Source organism: Pleurocapsa sp. PCC 7319 (assembly GCF_000332195.1).
In the GTDB taxonomy this organism is placed as follows: domain Bacteria; phylum Cyanobacteriota; class Cyanobacteriia; order Cyanobacteriales; family Xenococcaceae; genus Waterburya.
The window spans coordinates 6142110-6167254 of record NZ_KB235922.1 but is presented as its reverse complement, the minus strand read 5'-3'; the positions used below and the strand labels follow the sequence as shown (position 1 = coordinate 6167254).

Below are 25145 nucleotides of genomic sequence, written 5' to 3'. Positions count from 1 at the left end.
AATAATCTAGAAAATATCAGATAGATCTACAGTCAATTCCGGTAAGACATCTTCACCAGACAAATTACTAGGATTGATAGCTACTTGCTTTTCTTTACCAAGGCGATAAATTTCTACTTGTTTTTCATCGGGATTGATTAACCAGCCAAGCTTGACCCCACAGTTGATGTATTCTGACATTTTATTTTGGGTTATTGCCAAATCATCCGTAGGGGACATTAGTTCAATGACAAAATCAGGATCTATCGGTGCAAAGCCTCTTTTTTGCTTGTCGCTTAAACTATCCCAGCGTTCAATCGCAATCCAACTAACATCAGGCGACCGCGTCGCACCATTAGACAATTTGAAGCCTGTAGAAGAATCAAAGACCACTCCAAGTTTAGTGCGACGATTCCAAATTCCTACTTGAATCAATAAATCTCCATTGCGCTTTCCGCTTTCACTTGCTGTAGGGGACATAATAATTAGTTTTCCCTTGGCATCAGTTTCAAATCTCAAATCGGGGTTTTCTCGACATAGTTGCTCTAAGGTGCGATCGCTAATTGAATCAGTAAAGGCTTTAACACTAATGGTATAAGTCATTTCATTTATCCTCCTTTGACAAAGGGCTTACACGCATATACGTAGTCATTTGTAATTTATCAAAATATTATAAGTTGGGTTTTTGATTTGCTACTAGAGGACTTGTAGCTGCTTTTCGATCGCGTCGCACCCCATCCTAACTCCATCTTCCTGTTTGATGATTTCTCCAATGCTGGCTGCTCTAGCTGCATAGTTAGGATTTTCTAACAGTTCGCCCAACAAATTAGCTACTCGTGTTGCCGAATATTGCTTACGAGAGATAGTAAGTGAAGTTCCCAGGCGTTCGACTCGTGCGGCATTATCAGGCTGGTCGTGACTGTAAGGCATAATTAATGTTGGACGACTAGCTTTTAGTGCTTGAGCCGTTGTACCGATACCTCCTTGATGTACAATCGCACAAGCACGAGGAAAAATTTGTGAATAGGGGGCATAGTTCACTGCAATGATATCTTGAGTAAGATTGTCTGGCGGAATGTTTTTGCCGATTAACAGCACAGCACGACGGTTTAATATTTTGCTCGCTCTAATACTTTCCTGATAAAAATTACCTGGAGTTATTACTGCTGCTGAACCAAGAGTAAAAACAAGAGGTGATTCACCCGCATCTAAAAATTGATTGAGTTCTGGTGTAAGTTCTACTCCAGCTTGTGTATCATCATAAAATGCAAACCCTGTAATAACAGTGTTTTTAGCCCAATCAGGTTGTGGTTTGGCTAGGATTGGAGAAAACATAGCCAGTACGAGATAGGGAGAGTATTTATCATCTATAAAGGGATTGCCTACAAGGGCGGGTAATTTAAGCTCTCGTCGCAGTTGATGAACAGGTTTTACCCAAGATCTAGTCATTATTTTGGATAGTTCAATAATACCTTTACTAGCGATGTAACCTAATCCACGTTGCCTAGATAAAAATGGAAATACAGGGATAACAGGGGGATCGTAAGGAGAAAAAAAAGAAATAGGCTGTAGGACAACCGAAACCCAAGGAATTTCCAATTTTTCTGCAACCAATCTTGCTGCTAAAACCCCTTCTCCAGCAATGATCAAGTCTGCATCTTTGGCACTATTCTTTAAATCAATATAAGTGTCTCGTAAGCTGGCGCAGATCCAGTTGCGGGCTGTATACTCAATACCCGTTTTAAGATCCATCATTCGCGCCATTTCTTGTGGATCGCTAAGAGCATTATTATCAGGACGCATCGGATTAAACTCAAATCCTAAAGCTTCGATTTTATTTCGATACTCTTTATGAGTTGTAAATACCAGATCGTGTCCGCGCTTTCTTAGTTCGAGAGCGATCGCAATCTTGGGATGAAGATCGCCTAAAGAACCAATTGTAGTTATAACAATTCGACTCATGTTTCTAATCTCAAAGATTATCGATTAATTATTGGGAAAATGAATCACTAAAACAGAAGTAGTAGCCTGAGAACGGGCAACTGATTCTGCTAGCTTACCAACTGCCGATTTACTATTAGTTCTTTGGTTGGATGTATTGGTGGCTAAAATCACTAAATCGTTGCGATGAATATTACCACATACTTGTTTAACAAAATTACCTTGTAATTGAGCGATAAATACATCTTTACCTAGTTCTCCCAATTCAACAGTAGAAAGTTGAGCTTGTTTTTTGCTAATTACAATCGAAACTTGTAAGCTTGCTTTTAACTCTGAGGCTAAAACTTTAGCCATATCTAGGGTAGAGTTGAATTCGGCTGATAAAGCTTGTCTTTTAGTGACAGCCAAAAAAATACGCGCGGTATTAGCTATTGGTTGCGTAAAACGAGCAATTAATACAGGAACAATCGCTTTAGCTGCTACATTATCGAGTACGCCACCAAAAAAGTTTTCTTGGTAAGTAGAAAAGCCTTTCCAACCACAGATAATTAAACTGGCTTTACGTTCTACTGCCGTACGAACAATACCACGATCTATTTCATCATCTACTCTACCAACGGTTTCTACCTCAGCATTGGCACTATGAGCTATTTTTTCTGCTGCTGCCAATAATTGAATCTGTTGACTAATAGCTTCTGCATTGACGGGTTGAAGGCGATCGCACAATACATGGAGGGGTAATAGTATACCATCAACAGCTTTAGAGAGAATTAGAGCTAAATTTAAGAGATTATTTTCATTACTAGGGTTGGCTACAGGAACTAATACCCGCTGGGCTAATAGACAAGCGGTATCTGGTATAGTATTTTGATTGTCGGTCGTGGAATTGACGTTTTGTCCCCATTTTTCCGTAATTAGAGGGGAAACTACACAGGTGAAAAGAATCAATGCTACTATTCCGTTTACCGTAGTGCGATCGATTAATTCAATTTCATAAGCAACGGTAGCAGCAGCTAAGGTAGATGCAGCTTGGGCAATGCTTAAGCCAAACATCACCATTACGCTAGGAAATTTGTATCCTAACCATTTTCCCGTTCCCCATGCAGCAACAAACTTACTTACTAATTCAGCAATAATCATTACCGCAGCAATTAATAAGGATTTGGGTTCGTGAATCAAAATCAGAGGATCGATCAGCATCCCGACTGAAATCAGAAAAAACGGCACAAACAAAGTATTGCCAATAAACTGAATCCGATTCATCAAAGGACTCAATTGAGGAATTAGAGGTGTTAAGGCAATTCCTGCTAAAAACGCACCAATAATTGGCTCTACTTCAATTAAGCTGGCGACGTAAGAAACGACAAATAAAGTCGCCAAGACAAAAATAAATTCTGCACTCTCATCATGTCCAAATTTACGGAAAAACCACCGTCCAATGATAGGTATACCCCACAAGGTAGCGAAGGTATAAATAGTCAGAGCCGGAATCAGAAATAACCAAAAGCCTAGAGTTAAATTACCACCATGGGCTTTGACAACTACTGCTAGCACCAACAAGGCGATAACATTAGTAATTAGAGTCGCACCTAAGGTAATATTTACTGCAGGAATGCGCATAATACCCAGTTTATTTAACACGGGTAAAGCTAATAGAGTATGGGAAGCAAAACAAGAAGCTACCAACACCGCAGCTAAAAAACCATAGCCCAACGCCATCATCGCTGCCGTACCCAGGATCATTGGGGCAATAAAAGTAGCCAAACCAAAGATAATTGCCTTATCCCCGTTTTTTTTAAAGTCATCCAGGCTAGTTTCTAATCCTGCCATAAACATTAAAAACAGCAGACCTACCGTACCCAGAAGAATAATATTCTCATCTCTTTCTAACAATCCCAATCCTTCAGGACCAACGATAACACCAGCTAAAATTAAGCCTACAATACCAGGAAGATTTAATCGCTCGAACAGTAGAGGAGCAACCAGCATAATTGCCAAAATCAGCAAAAATACTGCTACTGGGTCGTTAATTGGCTTAAACGACAACAAGGCAAAGATTGGCATGATGATTTTGGGATGAAATTATTCCATTTATCTTAACCATCCAGGATACTGATGACAGAATCTAAACTTCGAGTATGTATTAGAAAACCAACTATGGAAGATTGCCAGGAATTGCACTCGCTCATTTTTAGAAGCAAACAATTCCATTTTCCTTGGGTTATTCATGCTGAATCTAGCGAGCATGAGTGTAAAAAGTATATTAATCGGTGTCAAAATAATGATGTTGAAGGATTAGTGGTTTGTCATTTAGATACAAGTAAAATTATTGGAGTAGTTAACCTTAGTCAAATTTTCTATGGAAATTTTCAAAATGCCTATCTTAGTTATTACGTTGATGTAGATTTCGCAGGTCAAGCATTAATGTCAGAGGGAGTGCACTTGGTAATTGACTATGCTTTTAATACTCTTAAACTACATAGAGTTGAAGCCAACATTCAGCCAGAAAATAAGAGATCGATTAACTTAGTAAAACGATTGGGTTTTCGAAAAGAAGGTTTTTCTCAACGATATTTGAAAATTAATGGAGAATGGCGAGATCATGAACGGTGGGCTTTAACAGTTGAAAATTGGTGACTAATAGAATCTACAAAAGTTTATATTTTCATTAACACTATTGGTAAGCATTGACTAAAGTTAATTTAATCGAGATCGAGAAAAACTTGTGTCAATGCCGTATCAAAGAAGAAGCTAGACAGGTACAGTATGGCTACATCGAAGACTTGATTGCAGGAAAAGCGATGAAAATTAGCGTGAAGATAAAACGTTCTTTGCCAATAAAGCTTACGATTAGGCAATAGGAAGAGCTTCTTTAATAATTTCCAGAATTACTATTTCCTCAGGATTTAGTCCGTTGGCTGCTGATTTAAAGTTTTCTGTCTGAGACATTAAATCTAATAAGGATTTGTTATTGTAAGCTGCAATAATAGCTGGATGAACATAATATTTACGGCAGGTTGCAGGGCGATTTCCTAATTGTTGTGCCACATTTTTAATTGCTTGAGTTACGTTTTTTTGTGCTTGTGGTTCAGAATCATATCCACCCAAATCATTTAACTCGATCGCTGCCAGTAAAGTTCCTGCCCAGGTGCGAAAATCTTTGGCAGTAAAATCTTTAGTTGTTATGGTTTGTAGATATTCGTTAACGTCCTCCGAATCAACAAATTGGCGATCGCCAGACTCATCGTAATATTTAAAAACTTCATAGCCAGGAATTTCCTGGCATTGCTTGATAACATTGGCTAGCCTACGGTCATTTAGTTCTATTTCATGGTCGACACCACTTTTGCCCCGAAATTCAAATTTCACCTTGCTGTCTTTGATTTCTACGTGGCGATCTCGTAAGGTAGTTAAGCCAAAAGAACTATTTTTCTTGGCATAGCGATTGTTACCCACCCTAATCAAAGTAGTTTCTAATAGCTGTACTACTGCTGCTAAAACTTTTTCTCTAGGTAAGCCATGCTTGCGTAAATGTTGGTCAGTAGTTTCTCTAATCGCAGGCAAATGGGCACCGAATAATAACATTCGATTAAACTTATGCTGGGAGCGAATCTTACGCCATTGAGGATGATAAAAGTACTGTTTGCGTCTTTTAGCATCTCTTCCCGTAGCTTGGAGATGTCCGTCGGGTAAATGACAAAGTCTAACATCAGTTAGAGCCGGTGGTATGGTTAAAGACTTGAGACGGTCTAATTCTGCTTCATCAGCAATGCGATCGCCATTGGCATCAATATAACTAAAACCACGACCAACTTTTTTTCTGACTATGAGCAAATCATCCGCTCTGACATAACATAAACCAGCAACTTTAGCCGACTCTTGTGGCTCTAAATCTAATATTTCTTCAAACTTGCGCTCAACGATCTTTTCTACCGCTAACATCTCTTGAAAATTACTGAATCTTAGTTGATTATGGACTGGAAACTAACTCTTCAAGCTCTAGGCTTTCAATTTTAATTGATAGGTTTTCACTGCCTACTGTTTATAGGATTGTGTTCTAATTAATCTAGATTTTCTATTGTTTATTAGTTTTGTGCCTCTTCTTTAAGACTGATTTTAAAAAGCGATCGCCGAGTGCTAAATTCCCAATTTTCTATATTTTCATCTACTTGAGATATTTTCATTAGGGTACAATCAAAGCAATCCCAAGTCTTGTAAACACAGTTTAGTAACTTCTAACCTCGCTGCGATGGCATCTTCAGAATTAGGATCGACATTTGTAGCGAAGAAATAGACATTATCATTTTGTTCTAAGTAGCCTACGTACCAACCTATTTCTGATGTTAATCCCGTTTTTCCCCGAAGTATGTAATTAGGTGTCTGTTCGGCGATCGCAATATCTTTTACTAAATCGATAGTTCGTTGAGAAAAAGGCAGATCGTTTTGATAGAGACGACGAAGAAAAGTAATTTGCTGTTTGGGGGTAATTCTTAATTCTCCTTCCAGCCAAAAGCGATCAATATCTTCTTTGTTTCCAATGTTTTGATTGCCATATTCAATTTGAGCTACAAAATCCTGCATTCTTTGATGACCAATTCTACGAGCAAGTACCTGATAAAACCAAACTGCTGAATATTTAAAAGCTAGACGGAGATTTAGATCTTGATTCCATTTAGCAATGGGAGAACCATTAAAACTTCTTTCAATTCCATCCCAAGTTAGAACATCGACATCATCTTTGATTACTTTAGTTTCCAAAGCTATCAAAGAGTTAGGAATTTTGTAAGTTGAAGCAGGAAGAAAAGCAGTATTATTGCGACTGGGATTGTGTTGATAAAAATTATCGAGATCGAGAGCGTAAATGATAATCGAACCATTGACCCCCAAATCATCAAAATGCTGTTTAAAATTTACTGTTTGCTCTATCTGTGGTGTAGTTTGTGAATAAACATGGTGTTCTAGTGTAAACCAGCTAGAGAATACCATTAAAATCACTAGCAGTAATAAATTCAGGTTTTTTTTCATGATATGGCTTAATAAATAAAATGCTTGCCAGTATTGAGACAAGCTGTCAATGATATTCGCTTTGCCTTTAATTCAAATATATATCTCTAAGCCGATCTATTTTTTAGTCGCTACTGCTAACATTTGATAAATTATTTAAGCTTTGGCTGTAATCTTTTTTTTTAACCAGTTTATTTTCAATGACATCTCAATACATAGTGGTAGTAGGGTGTGGGCGTTTGGGGTCAATTTTAGCTTCTCGCCTCAGCAGTCAGGGTAATAGCGTAGTGGTAATCGATCCTTATGAGAATTCGTTTAATAATTTGAGTGGTGATTTTAGCGGATTTCAGATTACTGGTGATGCTTCCGAAATCGAAATATTACGCAGTGCCAAAGCGGATCAAGCAGACTGTTTACTTGCCGTTACTGACAAAGACAATATTAATTTGATGGTGGCACAGGTAGCAAAAAATATCTTTCAAATTTCTACTGTCTTAGCGCGAGTTTTTGACCCTGCTAGAGAAAAGATTTATCGTGACTTTGGAATTGCTACCATCAGCCCAACAAAACTTTCTGCTGATGCTTTTATGGCTAATCTTCCTAGCTAATCGCCTATTTTTCGTTAGCGATAATATGGAGGTCAACATCCTGTAGGTGTTCCATTAAAGCTTGAACGGGAGAGTTATTGAGAAATAACTGCCAGCGAAATTTTTGAGAATGTCCTCAAACAATTCGGGTAATAAAGTGATCGCGATCTAGGCAATCTAAATTTATACAAAATCAAAAATTTGTTTTGGAGTAAGTTGTAATTCTGGAAAAGTAGGAGATACGAGAAGCTTACTATCTCGAAATAAGTGTCTTTGATATTCCTCATTCTCTAAAGTACAAATAGTGATAGTAGGTTGTTTAGGTTTACCGAGATACTCTCTACCTCCAACACCTAAATAATCTACGATCCAATATTCAGGAATATCTAGTACAGCATAATCTTCAAACTTACGAGCATAATCGTTCTGCCAATTAGTACTAACTACTTCTATAACTAGCTTAATCGAACTACCAAAAGTAATTATTGGTTCTTGTTGCCACAAAGGTTCGTTTTCTAACTGAGTTCGCTCTAAAACAATAATGTCGGGACGGAATGCAGTTTCTGTTCCTAATAGTTTTATTAGACAACGATGAGGAATAAAATAATCGAGACTGGAGCGATCAATTTCGACGTTCAACTTGCGACTGATAAAAGCAGCAACCTGTTCGTGTAGTCCAGTCGGTTCCATCTCAATTAATTCTCCGTCAATTAACTCATAGCGACTATCGTCTCCATAGCGAAGATTAAATTCATCAAAACTCAGGGTTTGTCTGACTAATTGAACCATAGCGATCGCATTGTACTTTTAAAAAAAATATTTTTAGTAAATATTTACCTTAAAAAGCTTTAAGCTCTAAGCCTTAAGCTTTAAGCTCTAAAGTTTACGCTTTGTAAACGGCTAACAGCTTATAGCTATCGGGTTTAATGCCCCCAGCAAACGAAGTTTGGTGGTCTACAATTAGGAGAGGTTAAAGCCTCTTCTAATTGGCTTACAGCTTACAGCTTATAGCTTATAGCTGCGGCTCTGCCGCTTTACTAATGATTGAACCTCAGGATGATCGTGAGGGGCAATACAACCATCGGGAAGCAGAGCAATAGTCAGGCTTCATTCTTTTTTGACTAATGGTACTAGGTGCATCATATAATCTCGTTTTCCAATTGGTATGCCAATCATGCGAAGAATGTCGTAAGCCGTGACCATATGGAAGTAAAAGTTGGGAATTAAAAATTCGTTCACATAATCGCTACCAGATAGCTCGACGTAAAGACTCTCGCCTAAGTCAATGCGCGTGACCTCAGCTAGCTTTTCATCTTTGATATTAATGCCCAAAAGAAGTTCATTGGTGTTTGCTATGTGCTCGTATGCTTGTGCGAGAGATATAACCTCTGGATCTAGATTATTTGCAGGTTGGCCATCACACCAGAGAGCGAAGTTACGTGGTTGATTGCAAGTGAAAGCAATCTGTGTACCGAAAGGAAACATATCAGTTGCAATACGCTTTTGAAGGAATGACTCATCATCAACAAAATGAGTCTGAGCTAACTTCAAAAGATGCTCGAGAGTTGCTAAACGACTTTGGAAGAGGGTTCGGAGCGAATCTATATTCTGATTTTGCATTTTGCATTCCCTCAAGACTTAATTCTAAGTTATTAGTCTTGTTTCATATAACGTTTCAAGTTTTAGAATGCCCATAAACACTCTTAAATTAACGCAAGTTTCCTAAGAAGAATTACTTTATTGGATATAAATTTACATATGCGATCGTACTTCGGCAGCAATTATAGCCAGAGAAAAAAACTGCTCGGTCACTAATATTCAATAGAATAGTTAACATTACTAAGAAATATCCCAAGATGAAAATTATTCTCATTGGTGGCAGCAAGCTAGCTTATTTTTTAGCTAAACAATTTGCCAGTAAGAATTACTACACGACAATTATTAATGAAAACTATCAAGAGGCGAAGAGTTTATCGCGATCGCTAAAGGCAACAGTAATTCACGGACAAGGTAGTGACCCTGCTACTCTATCTGAGGCCGGAGCATATCAAGCTGATGTGGTTTTATCTCTGACTACTGAGGATGAGGATAACCTGATTGCCTGTCAAATAGCCCAAAAAGAGTATGGTGTACCTCGCACAATTGCTTTAGTCAATGATCCTGAAAATCAGCAAATCTTTGAAAAGCTTGGTATTACTGTAGCTTTTTCCGCTACCCAAATTATCGCTAGCCTCATCGAACAGCAAACTGCTTCCAGTGACATACAAAACTTATTACCCATAGCAGAAGGGAAAGTTAACGTTACCGAAATTGCTTTAGAACAAGATAATCCAGTGGTAGGTAAAACTATAGATGAGTTGCAGCTACCAAACGGGACTTTAATTGCCTGTATTTTGCGACAGGGGGAGGTGATTGTTCCAAGTGGCGAAAACAGCTTACAAAGTCTCGATCGCTTAGTTGTTATTGGTCAACCAGAGAGTTACGGACAGTTGATGCGTTTGCTTTGTAATGAATAATCAGTAATCAGTAATCAGTAATCAGTAATCAAGATGCTACTCGAAAGGAAAAAAACAAATCGCTACAGTCAGTTTTTACGTCAGCGTTATCGAGCAATTTTGGGCTATACGGGTTTAATCTGTGCGATCGCAGGAGTAGTTATGCTTTCTCCTTTATTAGCACTAATTTTCTATCCTGAAGAGATTGGTTTAGCTTGGGGGTTTGCTTTACCAGGAATTTTTTTGACTGTCGTGGGTGGCCTATTGTGGCGGTTTCTGGTACCGAAAAAAGTAATTAGTCTTTCATTGTCAGAAGGTTCGGTAATTGTAGTCTTAGCCTGGTTATTGGCGATCGCTTTTGGCACAATTCCTTTTATGCTAATTCAAGGGTTAAACTTTCCCCAAGCAGCCTTTGAATCCACTAGCGGTTGGACAACTACGGGATTATCGGTAGTAGATGTTACTCAAGCTTCTCGTCTTATTTTGCTTTATCGCAGTAATATCGAACTTGCTGGGGGTGGTGGATTTGCTATTATTGCTCTCAGTGCCATTTCTGGGCTTTCGGGGGCAGGATTAACCTCAGCAGAAGGTCGAAGCGAACAACTTGCACCTAACGTCAGGCGCTCGGCTAAATTAGTTTTAAGTATTTATTCGGGTTATGCCGTAGTCGGAATTTTGGCACTGTGGCTTGCGGGCATGGGATGGTTTGATGCGGTCAATCATTCGTTTGCTGCTTTATCTACAGGTGGTTTTTCTACCCGTACTGATTCTATTGGCTATTGGGATTCCCCTGCCGTTGAAGCCGTCACTATTGTATTAATGATTCTGGGTACGCTTAATTTTCTAACTAGCTATTTCTTATTAAGAGGCAAATTTAAACCTGTAGTCCGTAATGGCGAAGTAAGATTGATGGCTTTAGTGATACCGTTATGCGCTGTAATCGTATTTTTCGGTGTTGCAGTTAATCTTTATGAAACTATGGGGAAAAGCGTCAGAGTAGCTATTTTTGAGATGATTACGGCTCTTTCTACCACAGGTTTTTCCACTGTTGGTTATGGCGATTGGAATAGTTTGGGCTGGACTATTTTAATTATTTTAATGCTAATTGGTGGTGGTACGGGGGCAACCGCAGGAGGAATCAAACAGTTTCGTATCTATGCGCTGTATAGAGCTTTGTTGTGGGAGGTGAAACGAATGTTACAGCCTAAAAATACCGTTACCGAACCCGATTATTGGCAGGGCGATCGCCGTAGTTTTCTGGATGACAGTCAAATTCGCACTATTGCTCTGTTCGTCTTCTTATATTTTTTGGTATTTTTCGTCGGTGTGATAATTACCGCAGCTTATGGTAACTCTCTTCCCGATAGCTTATTTGAATATGCCAGCAGTCTTAGCACTGTGGGACTTTCGATTGGCGTAACTTCATCTGATGCACCTGTAGGGTTAATCTGGACACAAATCGTCGGTATGTTTTTAGGGCGTTTGGAGTTTTTTACTGTTTTTGTAGGTATTATTCGTTTGTTTAAAGATTTGCCTGCTGTTTTCTTTGGCAAGTAGAGTTAAAAAGAATTTGACTATACGAATAAACATTATCTTGTTCTGAAATTAGTATTAAATTTATTCCAACTTCAAGCACAAATGAGCCATTAATCTTGTTGGCAGATGAACCAACAGGAGCATTAGATTCCCATACCACGAGAGAGATATTAGATATTTTTGCTGAATTACACGACAGTGGAATAACCGTGGTGATGGTGACTCACGAACCAGAAGTAGCTAAATTAACCTAAAGAATCGTCTGGTTTAAAGACGGCTAAATAGTTCATTCTCATCTCACTCCCGAAGAAATGCTAACTGTGGCGATAGCCTACTAGTTGTCGTTTTAAATTATCCGTTCCACAATGTCAGTTAGTAAAATTTTAGCTATTTACGACAAATCTTAAAGTAAAAGATAATTTTAAATTAAAATAATTGTAGTTTTGTATACTAATATTATTAATAAAGTTAGAACATTATCTTAATTAGCGAAAAATTTATCAGCGAGGAATGTCAACTAATCTCCTGAGTCGCCAGCAACAAGGTATTTCCCAGAGTGAAACCGGTTTATTTGAACGCTCTGTCGTTCAGCAACAAAAAATGAATTATACCCAGCTAGAATCTAGTTCTTCTCTACACTACGATCCCCAGGTAATCGCCTCTCAGTATCGCTTCAGACCTTGGCAGGTAATTTGGCGATCGCTTGCTGTTATCTGGTTATTTGGGAATTTTATTTTGCACCTTTTCTGGGATAAATGGACAAATCGAGAAGAGATTAATCAACCAAAGCGGGCTCGAGAATTACGTCAAATTCTGACCAAGCTGGGACCTACATATATCAAAGTCGGACAGGCACTTTCTACCAGACCAGATCTAATTCGTAAAGATTTTCTAGATGAGCTGATTAAGCTTCAGGATCAGTTACCACCATTTGATAACCAAATTGCTTTTAACATTATTGAATCAGAGTTAGGTCGTTCCATCGACGAAGTTTATCATAAATTTTCGCCTAATCCCATCGCCGCAGCTAGTCTGGGTCAAGTATATAAAGCGGTTTTACATACTGGAGAAGATGTCGCGGTGAAAGTCCAGCGACCTAATTTACGACCAAAGCTCTCCCTCGACCTGTATCTGATGAGAATCCTAGCTGGCTGGATAGAACCTTGGCTACCATTAAATTTAGGTCATGACTTAACCTTAATCGTCGATGAGTTTGGTACCAAACTATTTGAAGAGATAGATTATCTCAACGAAGCTAGGAATGCGGAAAAATTTGCCCTCAATTTTGACGGTGATCCAGAAGTAAAAGTCCCAGTTATCTACAATCAGTATAGCGGTAATCGAATTTTAACTCTAGAGTGGATTGACGGTATTAAGTTGACCGATCTAGATAAATTAGCCGCAGCAGGTTTAGATGCCGACAATCTGATTAGAATTGGTGTTACTTCAGGCTTACGTCAATTGTTAGAATATGGTTTTTTTCATGCCGATCCTCATCCTGGTAATCTGTTTGCCACTTTAGATGGTCGAATGGCCTATATTGACTTTGGGATGATGGATCAGCTCAATGAGTCGATGAAGGAAACGATCGCCAGTGCTGTAGTTCAATTAATTAATCGTGATTACCAAGGTTTAGCCGAAGATTTTGTCAATCTGGGTTTTTTGACTCCCGACACCAATATTCAACCGATTATTCCTGCATTAGAAAAAGTATTAGGTAATGCCTTAGGTGCAAGCGTTGGTGATTTTAATTTCAGAACCATCACCGATGAGTTTTCCGAATTAATGTATGAATATCCCTTCCGCCTACCGGCAAAATTTGCTTTAATTATTCGTTCTTTAATTACCCAAGAAGGATTAGCCCTAAGTCTTAATCCTAACTTTAAAATTGTAGAAGTCTCCTATCCATATGTGTCTCAAAGATTATTGACAGGGGAATCACCACAATTGAGAAGACGCTTACTAGATGTTTTAATTCAAGATGGTAAATTCCAGTGGTCAAGATTAGAAAACATGATCGCGATCGCCAGCTCCGATGATAGCTTTGATCTATTACCCACTGCCCGCTTGGGATTGCAGTATCTTCTCTCAGAAGAAGGTAAGTATTTGCGTCAACAGTTACTAATTGCTTTGACTGAAGGCGATCGTTTACATACTGACGAAGTACAGCGGCTTTGGAGTTTAATTCAAGATGATATCAAACCGAAAAAAATATTGGATCTGGCTTTTAATACCTTTCGTCAAATTTCTGTAGATAGTGTAGCGGCAATAGTTCCCTCTGCTACTAGTTCAAGATAAAGTAATAAAGCCATTAATTTAAACTAGAAAGTTTGGAATTTCATGTCTTATATACCCCAACCCCCTTTTTTAGTAGCTTTATTAGGAATCTTTGTCTCTATCACCTGTGGCTTGGCATTTAAAAACCTGATTGAAAATAAGTTAGCAGAGTCCTACAAAAATCCCCGAGGGGCAAGCTCTTTTAAGTTGGACAGAGTAAAAGATGTCGCTCTAACCATGACTTATTGGGGAATTTGTTTAGGGATCTGGGTATTTCTTGGTGGCGGTCTCTTAATACTTGGTTTTGGAATAATTCCCTCTTATGGAGTTGGTCTTTTCATAACCCTGTTTACTGCTTCACTGTTTTGGCAGCAAATAGATGAGGTTTTATTACAGCTCAAAGAGGGTGGTTCAAAAGCTCTAGAATTGGATTAATTCTGATTAATTCTCATAAGCTTAAACAACAATAATTGTTGGTCAAGCTTATCTCTAATTGACCAACAATTATGGGGTACCTTGCCGTAATATTACGGAGTAATCCGTGATTTACTCTTGTCGCCAAATCCATAGAATGTCAAAATAAGGAGAGTTATTAAAAAAAAATAAAAGTAATAAATAATTAGTAACTTAAACCATCAACTTATCAAATCAAGTTCAGGAGAAAATCCTAATGACTGAAGAAAGTAAGACTAACAGTACTCAAGCAAAAACCACTAAATCTAAATCTACTGCAACTACGAGTACGACTAAAAGTCAAACCGAAACTAAAGCTAAAACCGAGTCACAACCTAAGGAAGAGAAAGCTTTAGCTCTTTCAGTACAATCAAAAACTCTACTCCCTCAAAATCGACCTATTGAACCTAGTAGCTTGGAAGTAGTTAATACTTATTCTTCTGTAGGCTCAAATCGCCCAGTTACCAAAGGAACTGTTGAATTTATCAGTTCTTTAGCCATCTCTGGCAATCGACCGATTGCTGCTAGTACTCTTCAAGTTAGTGATTCTTATGTAATTATGGGGAATCGACCTGTTGCATCCAACGAGTCAGATGAAACTGCTACTCTTATGGGATATATTGACTAAGTATTTCTTCAGTTATTAGTTGTAAAGACGAGGAGTCACAGAGCATTGTGCCATTCTCAGGGCAAGTAATCTGTCTGCGCTTTCTAATTTTTAAAATTTTTTGGGGGAGACGCATGGATTTTAAAATCACTCCTGGTCTTTTTAAGCACTTAAAATATTTATATTTTAGACTTAGTCTTCGGCAAATATATAGCGATGTAAATCTTGGGGACTAGGTTCGGGACTGCTTTCAGCAAATTTCACCGCTTCGTCAATTATTGCGGCAACCCGATCATCAATTTTTTTTAATTCTGCTGCTGAAGCTAAATTATTTTTGATCATATAATCAGCAAATTTTTTGATTGGATCGCGCTGTCCCCAAAATTCTTTTTCTGTAGGGTCACGCAATTCATCTGGATCGGCTAGAGAATGTCCACGGTAGCGATAGGTTAAAGCTTCAATTAAAGTTGGTCCTTCTCCTGCACGAGCACGTTTTACAGCTTCTTTGGCTAAAGTGTTGACTGCCAAGACATCCATGCCATCGACTTCATAACCTGCCATATTAAATACACTGGCTTTTTTGTAGATTTCTGGTTGAGAAGTAGCGCGATCATGAGCCATACCAATTGCCCATTTATTGTTTTCTACTACATAGATAATTGGTAATTTCCAGAGAGCTGCCATATTCAAGCATTCAAAAAACTGGCCGTTATTACTAGCACCGTCACCAAAAAAGCAAACCGTAACAGCATCAGAATTTTCATCTCCCATTGCTTCACGGCGATATTTACTCTGAAAAGCTGCACCAGTAGCAACCGGAATGCCTTCAGCGACAAAAGCATAACCCCCCAAAAGTCCATGTTCAGAGGAAAACATATGCATCGAACCACCACGACCTTTGCTACATCCTGTCTCTTTACCAAATAGCTCTGCCATAACTTCTTTGGCAGGAACACCAGAACTGAGGGCATGAACATGATCGCGGTAAGTGCTACTGACAAAATCACCTTGAGGACGTAGAGCTTTGACTATACCGGTCGAAACCGCTTCCTGACCATTATAGAGGTGGACAAAACCGAACATTTTGCCTCGATAATACATTTCAGCACACTTATCTTCAAATAAGCGTCCTAAAACCATATCCTCATAAAGGATAAATCCTTCTTCTTTCGTAATCTTGACAGAAGTAGCATCAAATTTAGGTAAGGTTCTTTCAGCACACATAGACTAGTTTTTCCATAAAGGCGCAGATATCTATTGAATCATAAAACTAAAACTGAAGAAAGAGATAACTGTCATGTTGATCGCTATCGCCTGTTTCAACATTGTCTCTAAGTTGGTATTTTTATTCTTCGCCTTTATCGATACGGAATCTTTCTACAGAAGACAGAAGACCACGAGCAATGCCAACCAGACTTTGTAAGGCTCCACCAACCCTCTGTGATTCCTGGGAAGTAGCTTGCGCGGTTAATTCCACTGATTGCATTACCTGTGCTACAGCACGAGAATTTTCTCTTTGTTCAACGGTATCAGCAGTAATAGAGCGTACTAGAGTATCAATGCGGTTAGATACCTGAATAATATCTTCTAAAGCTGTTTTCGCCTGTTCAGCTCTATCTGTTACGTCAATTACCTCTTGAATGCCTTCTTCCATAGCAGTCATCACCGATCCAGTTTCGCTTTGAATTTGGAGTACGATCTGCTCAATCTCTTTCAAAGATTTAGCCGATCTATCGGCTAACTGTCTAACCTCGTCGGCAACCACTGCAAAACCTCGACCTGCTTCACCAGCTTTCGCTGCTTGAATTGACGCATTAAGAGCTAATTGATTGGTTCTTTCTGCAATTTGCGAGATCAGGAGAACAATTTTGGAGATTTCTTGGGATGCTTCCGCTAACCGCTTAACTTTGCGGGCTGTTTCTGATACGGTTTCTCTAATTTGGAAAATCCCTGATACAGTACGTTCTACTGCTTTACCGCCCTTGAGAGCAGTTACTGATGACGAACGAGCTACTTCTTCTGCTTCACGAGCATTTTCTGCCACACGCTCAATTGATTCAGTCATCATTTGGACTGAATTTAGGGTAACAGCCAATTCTTCAGCCATACGTAATGCTTCACTTGACTGATTGCGGGCAAATAATTCACTATCCGTAGAACCTTTGTTTACCTGTTCGGCAGCCTCTTTTACCTGACGCACAATTTCTCGCAGACTTTGAATAGTCAAGTTAAAGGCATCTGCAACGGCTCCTAATACGTCAGCAGTTACTGTTGCCTGTACAGTTAAATCTCCTCTAGCTGCACCTTCTACATCATCTAGTAGTCGAATCACCTGACGTTGCAGATCCTCTTTTGCCTGTTCGGTTTCTTCGGCTCTTCTTTGAGCTTCTTGGGTAGTCGTTAAAATTACTCTGGTCATACGATTAAAACCATTAGCTAGCTGACCAAACTCATCTTGAGCATAAACGGTAGCCTGAGCATTCAGATTACCCTGATAAACATCATCAAACTGAGTTTGTAAATCTTGACTAGCTTTGGCTACGTGTTTAGCCGTTATATTACCTAATACTGCTGCTGTGCCTAGGCTGCTGGCGCCAGCTACTAATGCCAAAACAAGGTTGTTGGGTATACCTTTAAAGGGTTTAGCAGAATCAGATTTGAGTACTGTAGAACCAATAGTACCAATTACTAAAACTGCGATCGCCGAAACTAATCCTGTTACTCCAGCCGTAAGCAATTGTTTCTTGCTCATAGGAGCATTAATAAAACTGGCTAAAGCTCCTTGATTGACATCTACTTGTGGTTCTTCTGGCAAGGCTGAGAATGCTGTAGTGGTAGGTGAAACTGGGTCACTGATAGCAATTTCTTCTGGATTAAGTTCACTAGATTCCGCAGCTAAGTCATTGGCAAGACTTAGACTAGGATTGTTAGCATCTTCAGGAACATTAAACAAGCCCGTATCAGGTAATCCTTGTTCAAGCTCTTCGAGGTCAAAGAAACTGCTGTCAATCTCATCAAATTCCAGTTCATCTTGATAGTCTAATCCTTCTTGTTCTGGAACATCTACCAGACCATAATCTTCATTTGCCTCCATTGAAAAAGGTTCAGTCAAAACTGTATCAATCTCTAACTCAGAACTATCGTCATAGTCGCTTTGATATTCAGTCTGATTGACTGCCAATTCCTCATCATCATACTCAGGGAGAAAGTCGTCTTCATCCTCTGAATCCACCATAAAAGTAGAGCTATTATGAACTTCTAATTGCTCCATAGCGGGCAAATCTTCGGAAGCCGAAGATGACTCCTGCTCAAATTGAGCAAACGGATCTTGAGCATCGCTATCTTCATCAGTTGATGCCAAGTCTTCAGAGTTTGGTTCTTGCTCACCAGCAAAAGGATTGCCAAATGAATCCTCAACTGAAGGAATAAAACTATGGTTTATATCTGAGTCTATAGCTGCATCGTTGAACTCTGAGTCAAGATTATGACTCAGATCAAAATCTTCACTAACAAAATTTTCTTCAATCTTGTTATCGTCGGCAAAATCAATTTCAATTGAATTTTCAGCTTCCTCAATTGCTTCCTCATCAAGTAATTCTGTCAGTTCAAAATTACTTTCATCAAAAGAATCTTCTGATTGCTGCTGTAATTGCTCTACCTGTTCGATACCACTACTCGCAAAATCTAGTAAATCTTGCTCTTCACTTAATTTCAATACACTCTCGTATTGCTTTCTGGCTAACTCATAGTTTTGAAATCCATAACAATAGATATGACCCCGCAGCAACAAAACGTTAGGATCATTGGGAAATTCCTCAGCTAAATGATCGATGATTTTTGCTGCTTGAGAAAAATCACTTTCTAAATAAGCTTTTTCTGCCTGTCCGTATTCTTGTGAATAATTAGTACCTGATGCCATATGCTTCTTGCCAAATTAATCTAAGTTTTCGTTGCTGACGTTGTTCTTGATAGTTAGTTACTTTATGTATGTATGTTTTGACTCTACAATGGCTGTTAAATTTAATAAGAAATTAGAAAACTCTCATGAGTAAATGATGTTTTCTCTATATCGGTCAATAAGTATAAGCTTTAACTTATGTGTTAATTATTCGCCATTTAATATAGATTTAAGTAGCCCATCGTGCAGATCTAAGAATCTTACCCGGGTCTAATAAATTAATAATTTGATTACTTGAATCTTCTACTTGCCATTGCGCTTGAACGAAAGGAGCCATAGTATCTGATGGAGGATGGTAGATTTCTAGTTGCTCTACATCCAACCAATCCATATCTCCAATGCTATTGATTGCTAAACCTAATATCTGCTCTTGATCTTCGATCGCAATGACAGGAATTGTGGGACGATCCGTTTTGAGAACTCCACTATCTCCTAGAAATTGCCCTAAATCTGCCACCCAGATCACCTTTCCTCTCAAATTAATGGTTCCCAATAACAGGGGAGAAGCATTGGGAATTGGGGCAATCTGATCTGGTGTTTGTTGCATTACTTCAGCAATACCAGTTGCGGGAAAGGCACAGGCTTCACCCGAAGCTAAGTAGAAACGAAGATGAAGTTCTCCTTCCGGATTTTCTAATGGCTGTATATCTAAAGATAAATCAAGACCACTCTCGGTATACAGTTCTGGGTTGCTAACCATAGTGTTTTTTCTATAAATATGCTAGTTGCTCATGATCCTAGTCAATAAACAATTTTGATTTAGGCTCTAAGCAACTGTTTGACAGTACCAATTAATTCTACTGGTTGAAAAGGTTTAGCAATATAGGCATCTGCACCTTGTTTCATGCCCCAATAACGATCAAATTCTTCTCCCTTGGAAGAACACATAACCACGGGAACATTTTGAGTTTTAGGATCTGATTTCAAGCGACGACATAGTTCATAGCCATTCATTCTGGGCATCACAATATCCATTACGACAATGTCAGGGTTAAATGTCTCCAGATGCTCTAAGGCTTCTACTCCATCGCAAGCAACGGTTACTTTAAGTCCGCTACCTTTCAAAAGATCGGAAATCATTTGTCTTTGTGCCAAACTATCTTCTACGATTAGAACTTTGCTCATAACACGCTATATATGAAAAGTCATACTTTAATTAAAGTCTACTTAGGAATCAATTTAGTTGAATGGCAAATAATTCACTAATAATTATTTGCTTGCTGACAATCAATATCAAGGAGCAAGATTTTCTGCTAACTACTCTGAATTTATAGCCAAACTAGTAGCTTTTATTGCCGTGATGTTTTCAATTAAAATTAACAATACCAAACACAATGCTGACTTTAATACGAATACCATAATTCCTGTCAGCTAAAACCAGGAAAACTCCAGTTTATCAACAGAATTAGAAATATTGTGGTAAGTTACATATTTAACCTCCATTTAATTCCGAAAAATTAGCTTAAAACCGATTAAATTAGGTTTGATTTCCGAGATTTTACTGATTACTGAGATATAATCTGTAAAATATAGTCAATAACACCTCTACGCTTCAGAATATACTCTACTTTTTGACCAATCGCCACGTCATTATCAACACTTAGTGTCATGTTAAAAAAATCTGATTGTCATCAAAAGTTAGGCAACAAAAAACCTTGGCAACCAATTCTGATGATGGTTATGCTGGGGATATTAAAATCAATAAATTTTAATAGTAATGACTTGAAATCCAATTTTTAGCTGGATGTTTTAATAAATCAACAGTAAACTGGAAAAGCTTAATTTTTCTGAGTTTCAGCACAGAAAAAATCAAGGGGACGGCAAGAGTGCTATATCTGGCAGAAATACAAAAACAAAGTAAAGGTTTTATGGGCGGCGTCGAGACAAAGCTTAAGCTCATAGCCTGTCAGCGCAATGATCAGAGTTGGAGCATTATTAGCAATGAATCAATTACTCTTGAAGAGACTAATGATTTTTATGATGGAGCTTTGATTGTCGTTAACTTAGGTGCTAATCGTCAGATACAAGGGCAAATAGAATTAGCCTCGCAAAAAATTATTGGTGTTTTAAAAAATTTCTCTCGTTTACTAGAAAAAACTAAAGATCAAGAGCAAGAGATTAGTCAGTGGAAAGAGTCCTTGGCAATTCAAAGTGAGGAATTGAGTCGGCGGCAAATCGAAATGGAAACTCGCCTCGAACAAGTTGAGCAAATGGAGGAGGAGTTTAAGCAGTTTGAACAGCAAAGACAGGAAATTGCAGCGGCCAAAGCAGACACAGATCAGATCAGAGCCGAATTTGAAGCTAAAAGTGCTGAACTACAAGGTGCTTGGGAGCAGTTAAGAGGAGAACAACGAAATCTAGAAGAGCAAGTTAGTCAGTCTAAAATTTTGGATGATGAGCAAGCCAATATTATTAAACAACAATTGGCGATTTTAACTACTGCTAGCGACACTAGTAATTTATTGTCAGATAAATTAAACTTAACGGCTGAAGCGATCGCCAAACAACAAGAACTTCTCCAACCTCACTGGCAAAATTTGCAGCAAAATTCTGAGGCTATTTTAACTAAACGTCAAGACTTGGAGCGTATCGCAGCGGAATTAGCCGCTAAACAACAACAAGTATCGTCTCTTGTCGCATCTATTGCTGCCGCAGAGCAACAGTTAGGGATTGAACTCAAGTCTTTAGAAGTTAAGCAGGAATTAACTCGATTTCTTAATTTACAGTCAGAAGCTCAAGACAATATGTTACAAATGCTGGCTGGTTCTGAATCTGACTCTGGTAATGGGCAAAAGTTAGATATCCAAGAGTTAGAAAATATGCCGTTGCCCAATTTAGAAACTATTGTCGAAAGTCTCAAAAAAGACTTGGAAAAAGTAGCCAGATTTGTCAACGATCAAGAAGAAGAATTAGGTTGGCAATGTAAAGCTGTTGAAGAATTAGAAGCGAAAATTGCCCAAGTGGGAGAATTTGAGCGCCTAACTTTAGAGCAAGAATTGGCTGATGAAAAGGAAGCAAAAAAGATGTTGGATCAAACCTTAGTCGGACAGCGTCGTTCTCTCAAAGAAAGGCACCAAGTTTTATTACAACATTCTCGAGTTTTGAAACGTCGTCAAGGGATAATTGATTTTGACTTTGACTCGGAGATTCAAGATATTGATTTAGAACCTATTAAGCAAGGTTTGGAAGAACAACATCAAAAGCTGCAACAACAACAGCAAGAGTTAGCCGAAGAAGTAGCTCAGATAGAGCAAAGTATTCAGAGGTTAGAAGCTAATCTCGAGCAACAGAAGCATCAAAAAAGTCAATTGGAGTCAGAAATCGCTCAGCAACAAGATAGCTGGAACGAGTTAAATCTCAGTATTGTTAAACAGCAGTCTCAAATAGATTTTTACGAACAACAATTACAACCATTACAAGACGCTTTGGATCGGATTAACCATGAGGTTTCAGAAATGCAACAATTGATGGGGACTTATCTGGACAGCAACCCTAGCAATGCTGTAACAAAAATTGAGGATATTATAACCGATTTAACAGCTACTTAAATTCTGGGGAAAATTAACCAGCAAATAGTCTTGGTGATGATCTGCAAACAAAATTTTTTTCATGGGGATAACTTCTACCACGCAATTGGAGTATGAGATCCCTTGGAGTGTTCTCACAAATTCAGATGTCCAAATATTTTCCTCCACCGGAGTTCCCTGGTTCTGAAGTAAATTAAGCAATCGCGATCGCGCTATACCTGGGAGAATTCCTGAACCCAATTTGGGAGTATACCAACAACCATCTCGCCAACCCCAAAGATTGCCAGTACTAGTTTCTAACCAATTACCTTGGCGATCTATTAAAATTGCTTCCTGAGCGTGAAAGTTTTTCGCTCGATTACGGGCTAAGTAAGCAGCCAAATAATTACCCGTTTTGTGTTGAGCTACTTCCCGTTTAAAGATAGGTTCTGTAGCAACCCAGGCGATTATTCCCTTTCTCTGACGTTGTTTTAAGTCAGATGGCAGATTACGACCTGCTATTAATTCTTTGCCGTCGGGAAATACCATCATTCTCAAGACAGGGAAACTAGCTAAAATTAATTCTGCACCTTGTTGCAATGTTTGCCAATTAGGTTGCTGCCAATTAAAGATCTCAATACTGTGACTAAGGCGATCGCAGTGAGCTTGCCAATATGTTAACGGATGTTGCAAAGATTTTTCATATACTCGTATGGTAGTAAACACCGATGCTCCATAGAGCAATCCTGGCTGATTAATATTTATCTGAAGGTAGTTGTGACTGATTAATTGACCATCGTACCAAAACATACTGAGCCTACCCACATACCGCTCTATTACTATTGATCTGATCGATCTGATTGATTTGGTTCAGTTAATTCTAATTCTTGAGTATCTGTAGTAGGATTGGATTTATCTTGTTTTTGAATAGTTTGTTGCACCAAGAAAAGTGTAACTAACCCTGCCACCAGAGAAACAATTAAAAGTAGAATCAGCGGTTTTAACCATGTTGGTTGTCTTTTGACTGTTAACGATTCTCCAATCAATGGTTCTCCAATCGGTTGTTCTGGTATCTCGGTTTCTGCTGGGGAATTTTCTTCAGTAGGGGTAGAGTCAGTCACAATCGCATTCGTCAGATTAGTATCAGACCATAAACTAGATTCGCTAATTGCAAATTCGACATCTGACCAAGCAAGTTTTATCTGAGAAGCATCAGCTAGAGGTTCTAACTGACAATGAACTAAAGCTACGGTAACATTATCATGTCCATTTTGTTGATTAGCAATGCTAATTAGTTCTTTGACTGCACTCGGTAGATCTTGATTACCATCTAAGACTGGTAAGATCTTACTCCGCCAATTTTGTTCCACACGATCAAAATCACTTAGACCATCTGTGCAAAGCAAGAAAATACAGTCACCATCAATCAGATAACGCTGTAAATTGGGATGAAGTGCCGCTGAATCTCGCATACCTATAGCTTGAATCAAAGCTCCAGCGGAGGGGTATTGTAAAGAATCTCGATAGACAGCATAACCTAGGCGCACTTCTCGCGATGCCAAGTCATCATCAATGGTTATTTGGTGACAGCTGTTGGGAGTAATCCAATAAATACGAGAATCCCCTACATGAGCAATATACATTTCATGAGCACAGGAGAGAGTCATAACCAGAGTAGTTCCCATGCGCTGTCTTTCCTGACGTTGTTCAGTATCATTGCGCTGACTAATGATATCGTTTGACCCATTAATGTATTTGGTCAATTTTCCCAATACTTTTCCTGGGCGATGATTTTGGTCTTGAAGAGCTAGTTTTGATATTTTGCTACGTAGATACTTAATCGTCTCTTGAGAGGCTATTTCTCCACCATCATGTCCGCCCACTCCATCGCAGACAATAGCTAAAGAATTCTCCGAGCTAGGAATGTTATCTAGTTGACTATGAACTGGATAAGCAGCATCTTCATTGTTACTACGGCTCGGGCCGGAGTCGCTCAGAGCATAGATTTGATATGAGTATTTTCTGGCTTTTCTAGTTTGATTAGCAGCTTGATCTAAAATGGCGATCGCCTGACTAACTTGATCAATCAGCCCTGCCTTGAGACGAGCGGCAAGCTGTTCGAGCACTTCTCTAATGCTAGGATGAGCATCTTCTGCCCACTGCGACCATAAACCACCTAACTCTCTCAAACTGGGCTGATGATCTTGGTCAGGATGTAATTGCAGTATTTGCACTAGCTGACCGTTAACTCTAATTAAATCTGGATTGAGTAAAGTAGAAGCTACTTTCTTAGCAAATAATGGTTTCCATAATTTTGCTAATTGCCATAGCCAGTTCAGTTGCTGAAGAGCCGTAGCACTTGACCATAAAAATTTCAGTTTGGGAAGAAGCTGTTGAGGATAATCTAGTTTTCCAGGAATACTGCTGGGTACTGTCCCATAATCTAAAAGCCAAGCATCTGTACCATCTAATTGACCATAAACTTGTGGAATATGAGGATAATAAGGAAATAATTGCAGATAAGCAACAATTTCCTGAGGAACTTCTTCAGGAGTTACTGGAGGACTACTTGGTTGAGTGTCCAAGAAAATTTGCGGTCCCAAAGCCAAATATCTGCCATTAATTAAGGTTTGCTCTTGCCCATCGGAAATTGTTATTTTATTGCTCCAAAGATAGCGTCTGATTATTGGCGTACTACATCGATGGCAAACAAGAGCTTCTAGTTTATTAGACGCTCCACATTGATGATTCGAGCATTGAATTCTAGGCTCAGAGTATGGCATAGACGGTTTAAGCTATTGA

At 38.8% G+C, this 25145-nt stretch carries 23 protein-coding genes and 1 pseudogene; 11 read left to right on the top strand and 13 right to left on the bottom strand.

The window, feature by feature from the left end; all coding sequences use genetic code 11:
- Positions 1-6: 6 nt before the first annotated feature.
- From PLEUR7319_RS0131985 to PLEUR7319_RS0131975, 3 genes are all read right to left on the bottom strand, one after another.
- A complete protein-coding gene (locus tag PLEUR7319_RS0131985; protein WP_019509329.1) occupies positions 7-582 on the bottom strand; it encodes a Uma2 family endonuclease in 576 nt (191 codons plus the stop codon).
- Between the two features lie 93 nt (positions 583-675).
- A complete protein-coding gene (locus PLEUR7319_RS0131980) occupies positions 676-1941 on the bottom strand; it encodes a glycosyltransferase (protein ID WP_019509328.1) in 1266 nt (421 codons plus the stop codon).
- Positions 1942-1965: 24 nt separating this feature from the next.
- Positions 1966-3984, bottom strand: coding sequence for a cation:proton antiporter (locus PLEUR7319_RS0131975; RefSeq protein WP_019509327.1), 2019 nt, complete (start codon positions 3982-3984; stop codon positions 1966-1968).
- 51 nt (positions 3985-4035) lie between these two features.
- Between PLEUR7319_RS0131975 and PLEUR7319_RS0131970 the strand changes: the two genes are divergently transcribed.
- Positions 4036-4557 carry a GNAT family N-acetyltransferase gene (locus PLEUR7319_RS0131970; protein ID WP_019509326.1) on the top strand — a complete coding sequence of 174 codons (522 nt, stop codon included), beginning with the start codon at positions 4036-4038 and terminating at the stop codon, positions 4555-4557.
- A gap of 50 nt (positions 4558-4607) precedes the next feature.
- Entirely contained in the window at positions 4608-4781 is a 174-nt protein-coding gene (locus PLEUR7319_RS41060; protein ID WP_144054408.1) for a DUF1816 domain-containing protein, read from the top strand.
- Here the strand turns inward: PLEUR7319_RS41060 and PLEUR7319_RS0131965 are convergent.
- Entirely contained in the window at positions 4771-5862 is a 1092-nt protein-coding gene (locus tag PLEUR7319_RS0131965) for a DNA topoisomerase IB (RefSeq protein ID WP_019509325.1), read from the bottom strand. The two genes, PLEUR7319_RS41060 and PLEUR7319_RS0131965, sit on opposite strands and share 11 nt — an antisense overlap.
- 252 nt (positions 5863-6114) lie before the next feature.
- Positions 6115-6945, bottom strand: coding sequence for a class D beta-lactamase (gene blaOXA, locus PLEUR7319_RS0131960; protein ID WP_019509324.1), 831 nt, complete (start codon positions 6943-6945; stop codon positions 6115-6117).
- Positions 6946-7124: 179 nt separating this feature from the next.
- Between blaOXA and PLEUR7319_RS0131955 the strand changes: the two genes are divergently transcribed.
- Positions 7125-7532, top strand: coding sequence for a TrkA family potassium uptake protein (locus tag PLEUR7319_RS0131955; RefSeq protein ID WP_019509323.1), 408 nt, complete (start codon positions 7125-7127; stop codon positions 7530-7532).
- Between the two features lie 162 nt (positions 7533-7694).
- On the opposite strand, the gene PLEUR7319_RS0131950 is transcribed toward PLEUR7319_RS0131955, so the two are convergent.
- Together PLEUR7319_RS0131950 and PLEUR7319_RS0131940 are read right to left on the bottom strand one after the other, a co-directional pair.
- Positions 7695-8300: a Uma2 family endonuclease gene (locus PLEUR7319_RS0131950; protein WP_019509322.1), complete on the bottom strand. Its 606-nt coding sequence runs from the start codon at positions 8298-8300 to the stop codon at positions 7695-7697.
- Between the two features lie 318 nt (positions 8301-8618).
- Positions 8619-9131, bottom strand: coding sequence for a DUF1993 domain-containing protein (locus PLEUR7319_RS0131940; protein WP_019509321.1), 513 nt, complete (start codon positions 9129-9131; stop codon positions 8619-8621).
- A gap of 236 nt (positions 9132-9367) precedes the next feature.
- Between PLEUR7319_RS0131940 and PLEUR7319_RS0131935 the strand changes: the two genes are divergently transcribed.
- From PLEUR7319_RS0131935 to PLEUR7319_RS0131910, 6 genes and pseudogenes are all read left to right on the top strand, one after another.
- Positions 9368-10027 (top strand): NAD-binding protein, encoded by a 660-nt coding sequence (locus PLEUR7319_RS0131935; protein WP_019509320.1) that lies wholly within the window; start codon positions 9368-9370, stop codon positions 10025-10027.
- A 33-nt stretch (positions 10028-10060) separates the two neighbouring features.
- Positions 10061-11563, top strand: a complete 1503-nt coding sequence (locus PLEUR7319_RS0131930; RefSeq protein WP_019509319.1) for a TrkH family potassium uptake protein — start codon at positions 10061-10063, stop codon at positions 11561-11563.
- A gap of 77 nt (positions 11564-11640) precedes the next feature.
- Positions 11641-11823 (top strand): annotated as a pseudogene (locus tag PLEUR7319_RS43260) (ABC transporter ATP-binding protein); the annotation flags it as partial.
- 319 nt (positions 11824-12142) lie between these two features.
- The gene (locus PLEUR7319_RS0131920) at positions 12143-13840 is read left to right on the top strand and encodes an AarF/ABC1/UbiB kinase family protein (protein WP_026102916.1); all 1698 of its coding nucleotides are present in this window, start codon (positions 12143-12145) and stop codon (positions 13838-13840) included.
- A 42-nt stretch (positions 13841-13882) separates the two neighbouring features.
- On the top strand, positions 13883-14254 hold the full coding sequence (locus PLEUR7319_RS0131915; RefSeq protein ID WP_019509316.1) for a hypothetical protein: 372 nt from the start codon (positions 13883-13885) through the stop codon (positions 14252-14254).
- Between the two features lie 235 nt (positions 14255-14489).
- A complete protein-coding gene (locus PLEUR7319_RS0131910; RefSeq protein WP_019509315.1) occupies positions 14490-14900 on the top strand; it encodes a hypothetical protein in 411 nt (136 codons plus the stop codon).
- A 171-nt stretch (positions 14901-15071) separates the two neighbouring features.
- Here PLEUR7319_RS0131910 and pdhA read toward each other — a convergent pair whose 3' ends face one another.
- From pdhA to PLEUR7319_RS0131890, 4 genes are all read right to left on the bottom strand, one after another.
- Entirely contained in the window at positions 15072-16103 is a 1032-nt protein-coding gene (gene pdhA, locus PLEUR7319_RS0131905) for a pyruvate dehydrogenase (acetyl-transferring) E1 component subunit alpha (protein ID WP_019509314.1), read from the bottom strand.
- Positions 16104-16224: 121 nt separating this feature from the next.
- On the bottom strand, positions 16225-18798 hold the full coding sequence (locus tag PLEUR7319_RS0131900) for a methyl-accepting chemotaxis protein (RefSeq protein WP_019509313.1): 2574 nt from the start codon (positions 18796-18798) through the stop codon (positions 16225-16227).
- A gap of 208 nt (positions 18799-19006) precedes the next feature.
- Positions 19007-19537: a chemotaxis protein CheW gene (locus tag PLEUR7319_RS0131895; RefSeq protein WP_019509312.1), complete on the bottom strand. Its 531-nt coding sequence runs from the start codon at positions 19535-19537 to the stop codon at positions 19007-19009.
- Positions 19538-19596: 59 nt separating this feature from the next.
- Positions 19597-19962 (bottom strand): response regulator transcription factor, encoded by a 366-nt coding sequence (locus PLEUR7319_RS0131890; protein ID WP_019509311.1) that lies wholly within the window; start codon positions 19960-19962, stop codon positions 19597-19599.
- A gap of 88 nt (positions 19963-20050) precedes the next feature.
- Between PLEUR7319_RS0131890 and PLEUR7319_RS43005 the strand changes: the two genes are divergently transcribed.
- Positions 20051-20212, top strand: coding sequence for a hypothetical protein (locus tag PLEUR7319_RS43005; protein WP_019509310.1), 162 nt, complete (start codon positions 20051-20053; stop codon positions 20210-20212).
- 451 nt (positions 20213-20663) lie between these two features.
- The gene (hmpF, locus tag PLEUR7319_RS0131880; RefSeq protein WP_019509307.1) at positions 20664-22385 is read left to right on the top strand and encodes a pilus motility taxis protein HmpF; all 1722 of its coding nucleotides are present in this window, start codon (positions 20664-20666) and stop codon (positions 22383-22385) included.
- On the opposite strand, the gene PLEUR7319_RS0131875 is transcribed toward hmpF, so the two are convergent.
- Both PLEUR7319_RS0131875 and PLEUR7319_RS37395 read right to left on the bottom strand, forming a co-directional pair.
- Positions 22371-23153 carry an aminotransferase class IV gene (locus PLEUR7319_RS0131875; RefSeq protein WP_019509306.1) on the bottom strand — a complete coding sequence of 261 codons (783 nt, stop codon included), beginning with the start codon at positions 23151-23153 and terminating at the stop codon, positions 22371-22373. The two genes, hmpF and PLEUR7319_RS0131875, sit on opposite strands and share 15 nt — an antisense overlap.
- Positions 23154-23182: 29 nt before the next feature.
- Positions 23183-25126, bottom strand: a complete 1944-nt coding sequence (locus tag PLEUR7319_RS37395) for a PP2C family serine/threonine-protein phosphatase (protein ID WP_019509305.1) — start codon at positions 25124-25126, stop codon at positions 23183-23185.
- Between the last annotated feature and the right edge of the window lie 19 nt (positions 25127-25145).

Bases quoted from the DNA above. Each gene is read 5' to 3' on its own strand.
- PLEUR7319_RS0131985 (WP_019509329.1), bottom strand. From the start codon at position 582: ATGACTTATACCATTAGTGTTAAAGCCTTTACTGATTCAATTAGCGAT.
- PLEUR7319_RS0131980 (WP_019509328.1), bottom strand. From the start codon at position 1,941: ATGAGTCGAATTGTTATAACTACAATTGGTTCTTTAGGCGATCTTCAT.
- PLEUR7319_RS0131975 (WP_019509327.1), bottom strand. From the start codon at position 3,984: ATGCCAATCTTTGCCTTGTTGTCGTTTAAGCCAATTAACGACCCAGTA.
- PLEUR7319_RS0131970 (WP_019509326.1), top strand. From the start codon at position 4,036: ATGACAGAATCTAAACTTCGAGTATGTATTAGAAAACCAACTATGGAA.
- PLEUR7319_RS0131965 (WP_019509325.1), bottom strand. From the start codon at position 5,862: ATGTTAGCGGTAGAAAAGATCGTTGAGCGCAAGTTTGAAGAAATATTA.
- blaOXA (WP_019509324.1), bottom strand. From the start codon at position 6,945: ATGAAAAAAAACCTGAATTTATTACTGCTAGTGATTTTAATGGTATTC.
- PLEUR7319_RS0131955 (WP_019509323.1), top strand. From the start codon at position 7,125: ATGACATCTCAATACATAGTGGTAGTAGGGTGTGGGCGTTTGGGGTCA.
- PLEUR7319_RS0131950 (WP_019509322.1), bottom strand. From the start codon at position 8,300: ATGGTTCAATTAGTCAGACAAACCCTGAGTTTTGATGAATTTAATCTT.
- PLEUR7319_RS0131940 (WP_019509321.1), bottom strand. From the start codon at position 9,131: ATGCAAAATCAGAATATAGATTCGCTCCGAACCCTCTTCCAAAGTCGT.
- PLEUR7319_RS0131935 (WP_019509320.1), top strand. From the start codon at position 9,368: ATGAAAATTATTCTCATTGGTGGCAGCAAGCTAGCTTATTTTTTAGCT.
- PLEUR7319_RS0131930 (WP_019509319.1), top strand. From the start codon at position 10,061: ATGCTACTCGAAAGGAAAAAAACAAATCGCTACAGTCAGTTTTTACGT.
- PLEUR7319_RS0131920 (WP_026102916.1), top strand. From the start codon at position 12,143: ATGAATTATACCCAGCTAGAATCTAGTTCTTCTCTACACTACGATCCC.
- PLEUR7319_RS0131915 (WP_019509316.1), top strand. From the start codon at position 13,883: ATGTCTTATATACCCCAACCCCCTTTTTTAGTAGCTTTATTAGGAATC.
- PLEUR7319_RS0131910 (WP_019509315.1), top strand. From the start codon at position 14,490: ATGACTGAAGAAAGTAAGACTAACAGTACTCAAGCAAAAACCACTAAA.
- pdhA (WP_019509314.1), bottom strand. From the start codon at position 16,103: ATGTGTGCTGAAAGAACCTTACCTAAATTTGATGCTACTTCTGTCAAG.
- PLEUR7319_RS0131900 (WP_019509313.1), bottom strand. From the start codon at position 18,798: ATGGCATCAGGTACTAATTATTCACAAGAATACGGACAGGCAGAAAAA.
- PLEUR7319_RS0131895 (WP_019509312.1), bottom strand. From the start codon at position 19,537: ATGGTTAGCAACCCAGAACTGTATACCGAGAGTGGTCTTGATTTATCT.
- PLEUR7319_RS0131890 (WP_019509311.1), bottom strand. From the start codon at position 19,962: ATGAGCAAAGTTCTAATCGTAGAAGATAGTTTGGCACAAAGACAAATG.
- PLEUR7319_RS0131875 (WP_019509306.1), bottom strand. From the start codon at position 23,153: ATGTTTTGGTACGATGGTCAATTAATCAGTCACAACTACCTTCAGATA.
- PLEUR7319_RS37395 (WP_019509305.1), bottom strand. From the start codon at position 25,126: ATGCCATACTCTGAGCCTAGAATTCAATGCTCGAATCATCAATGTGGA.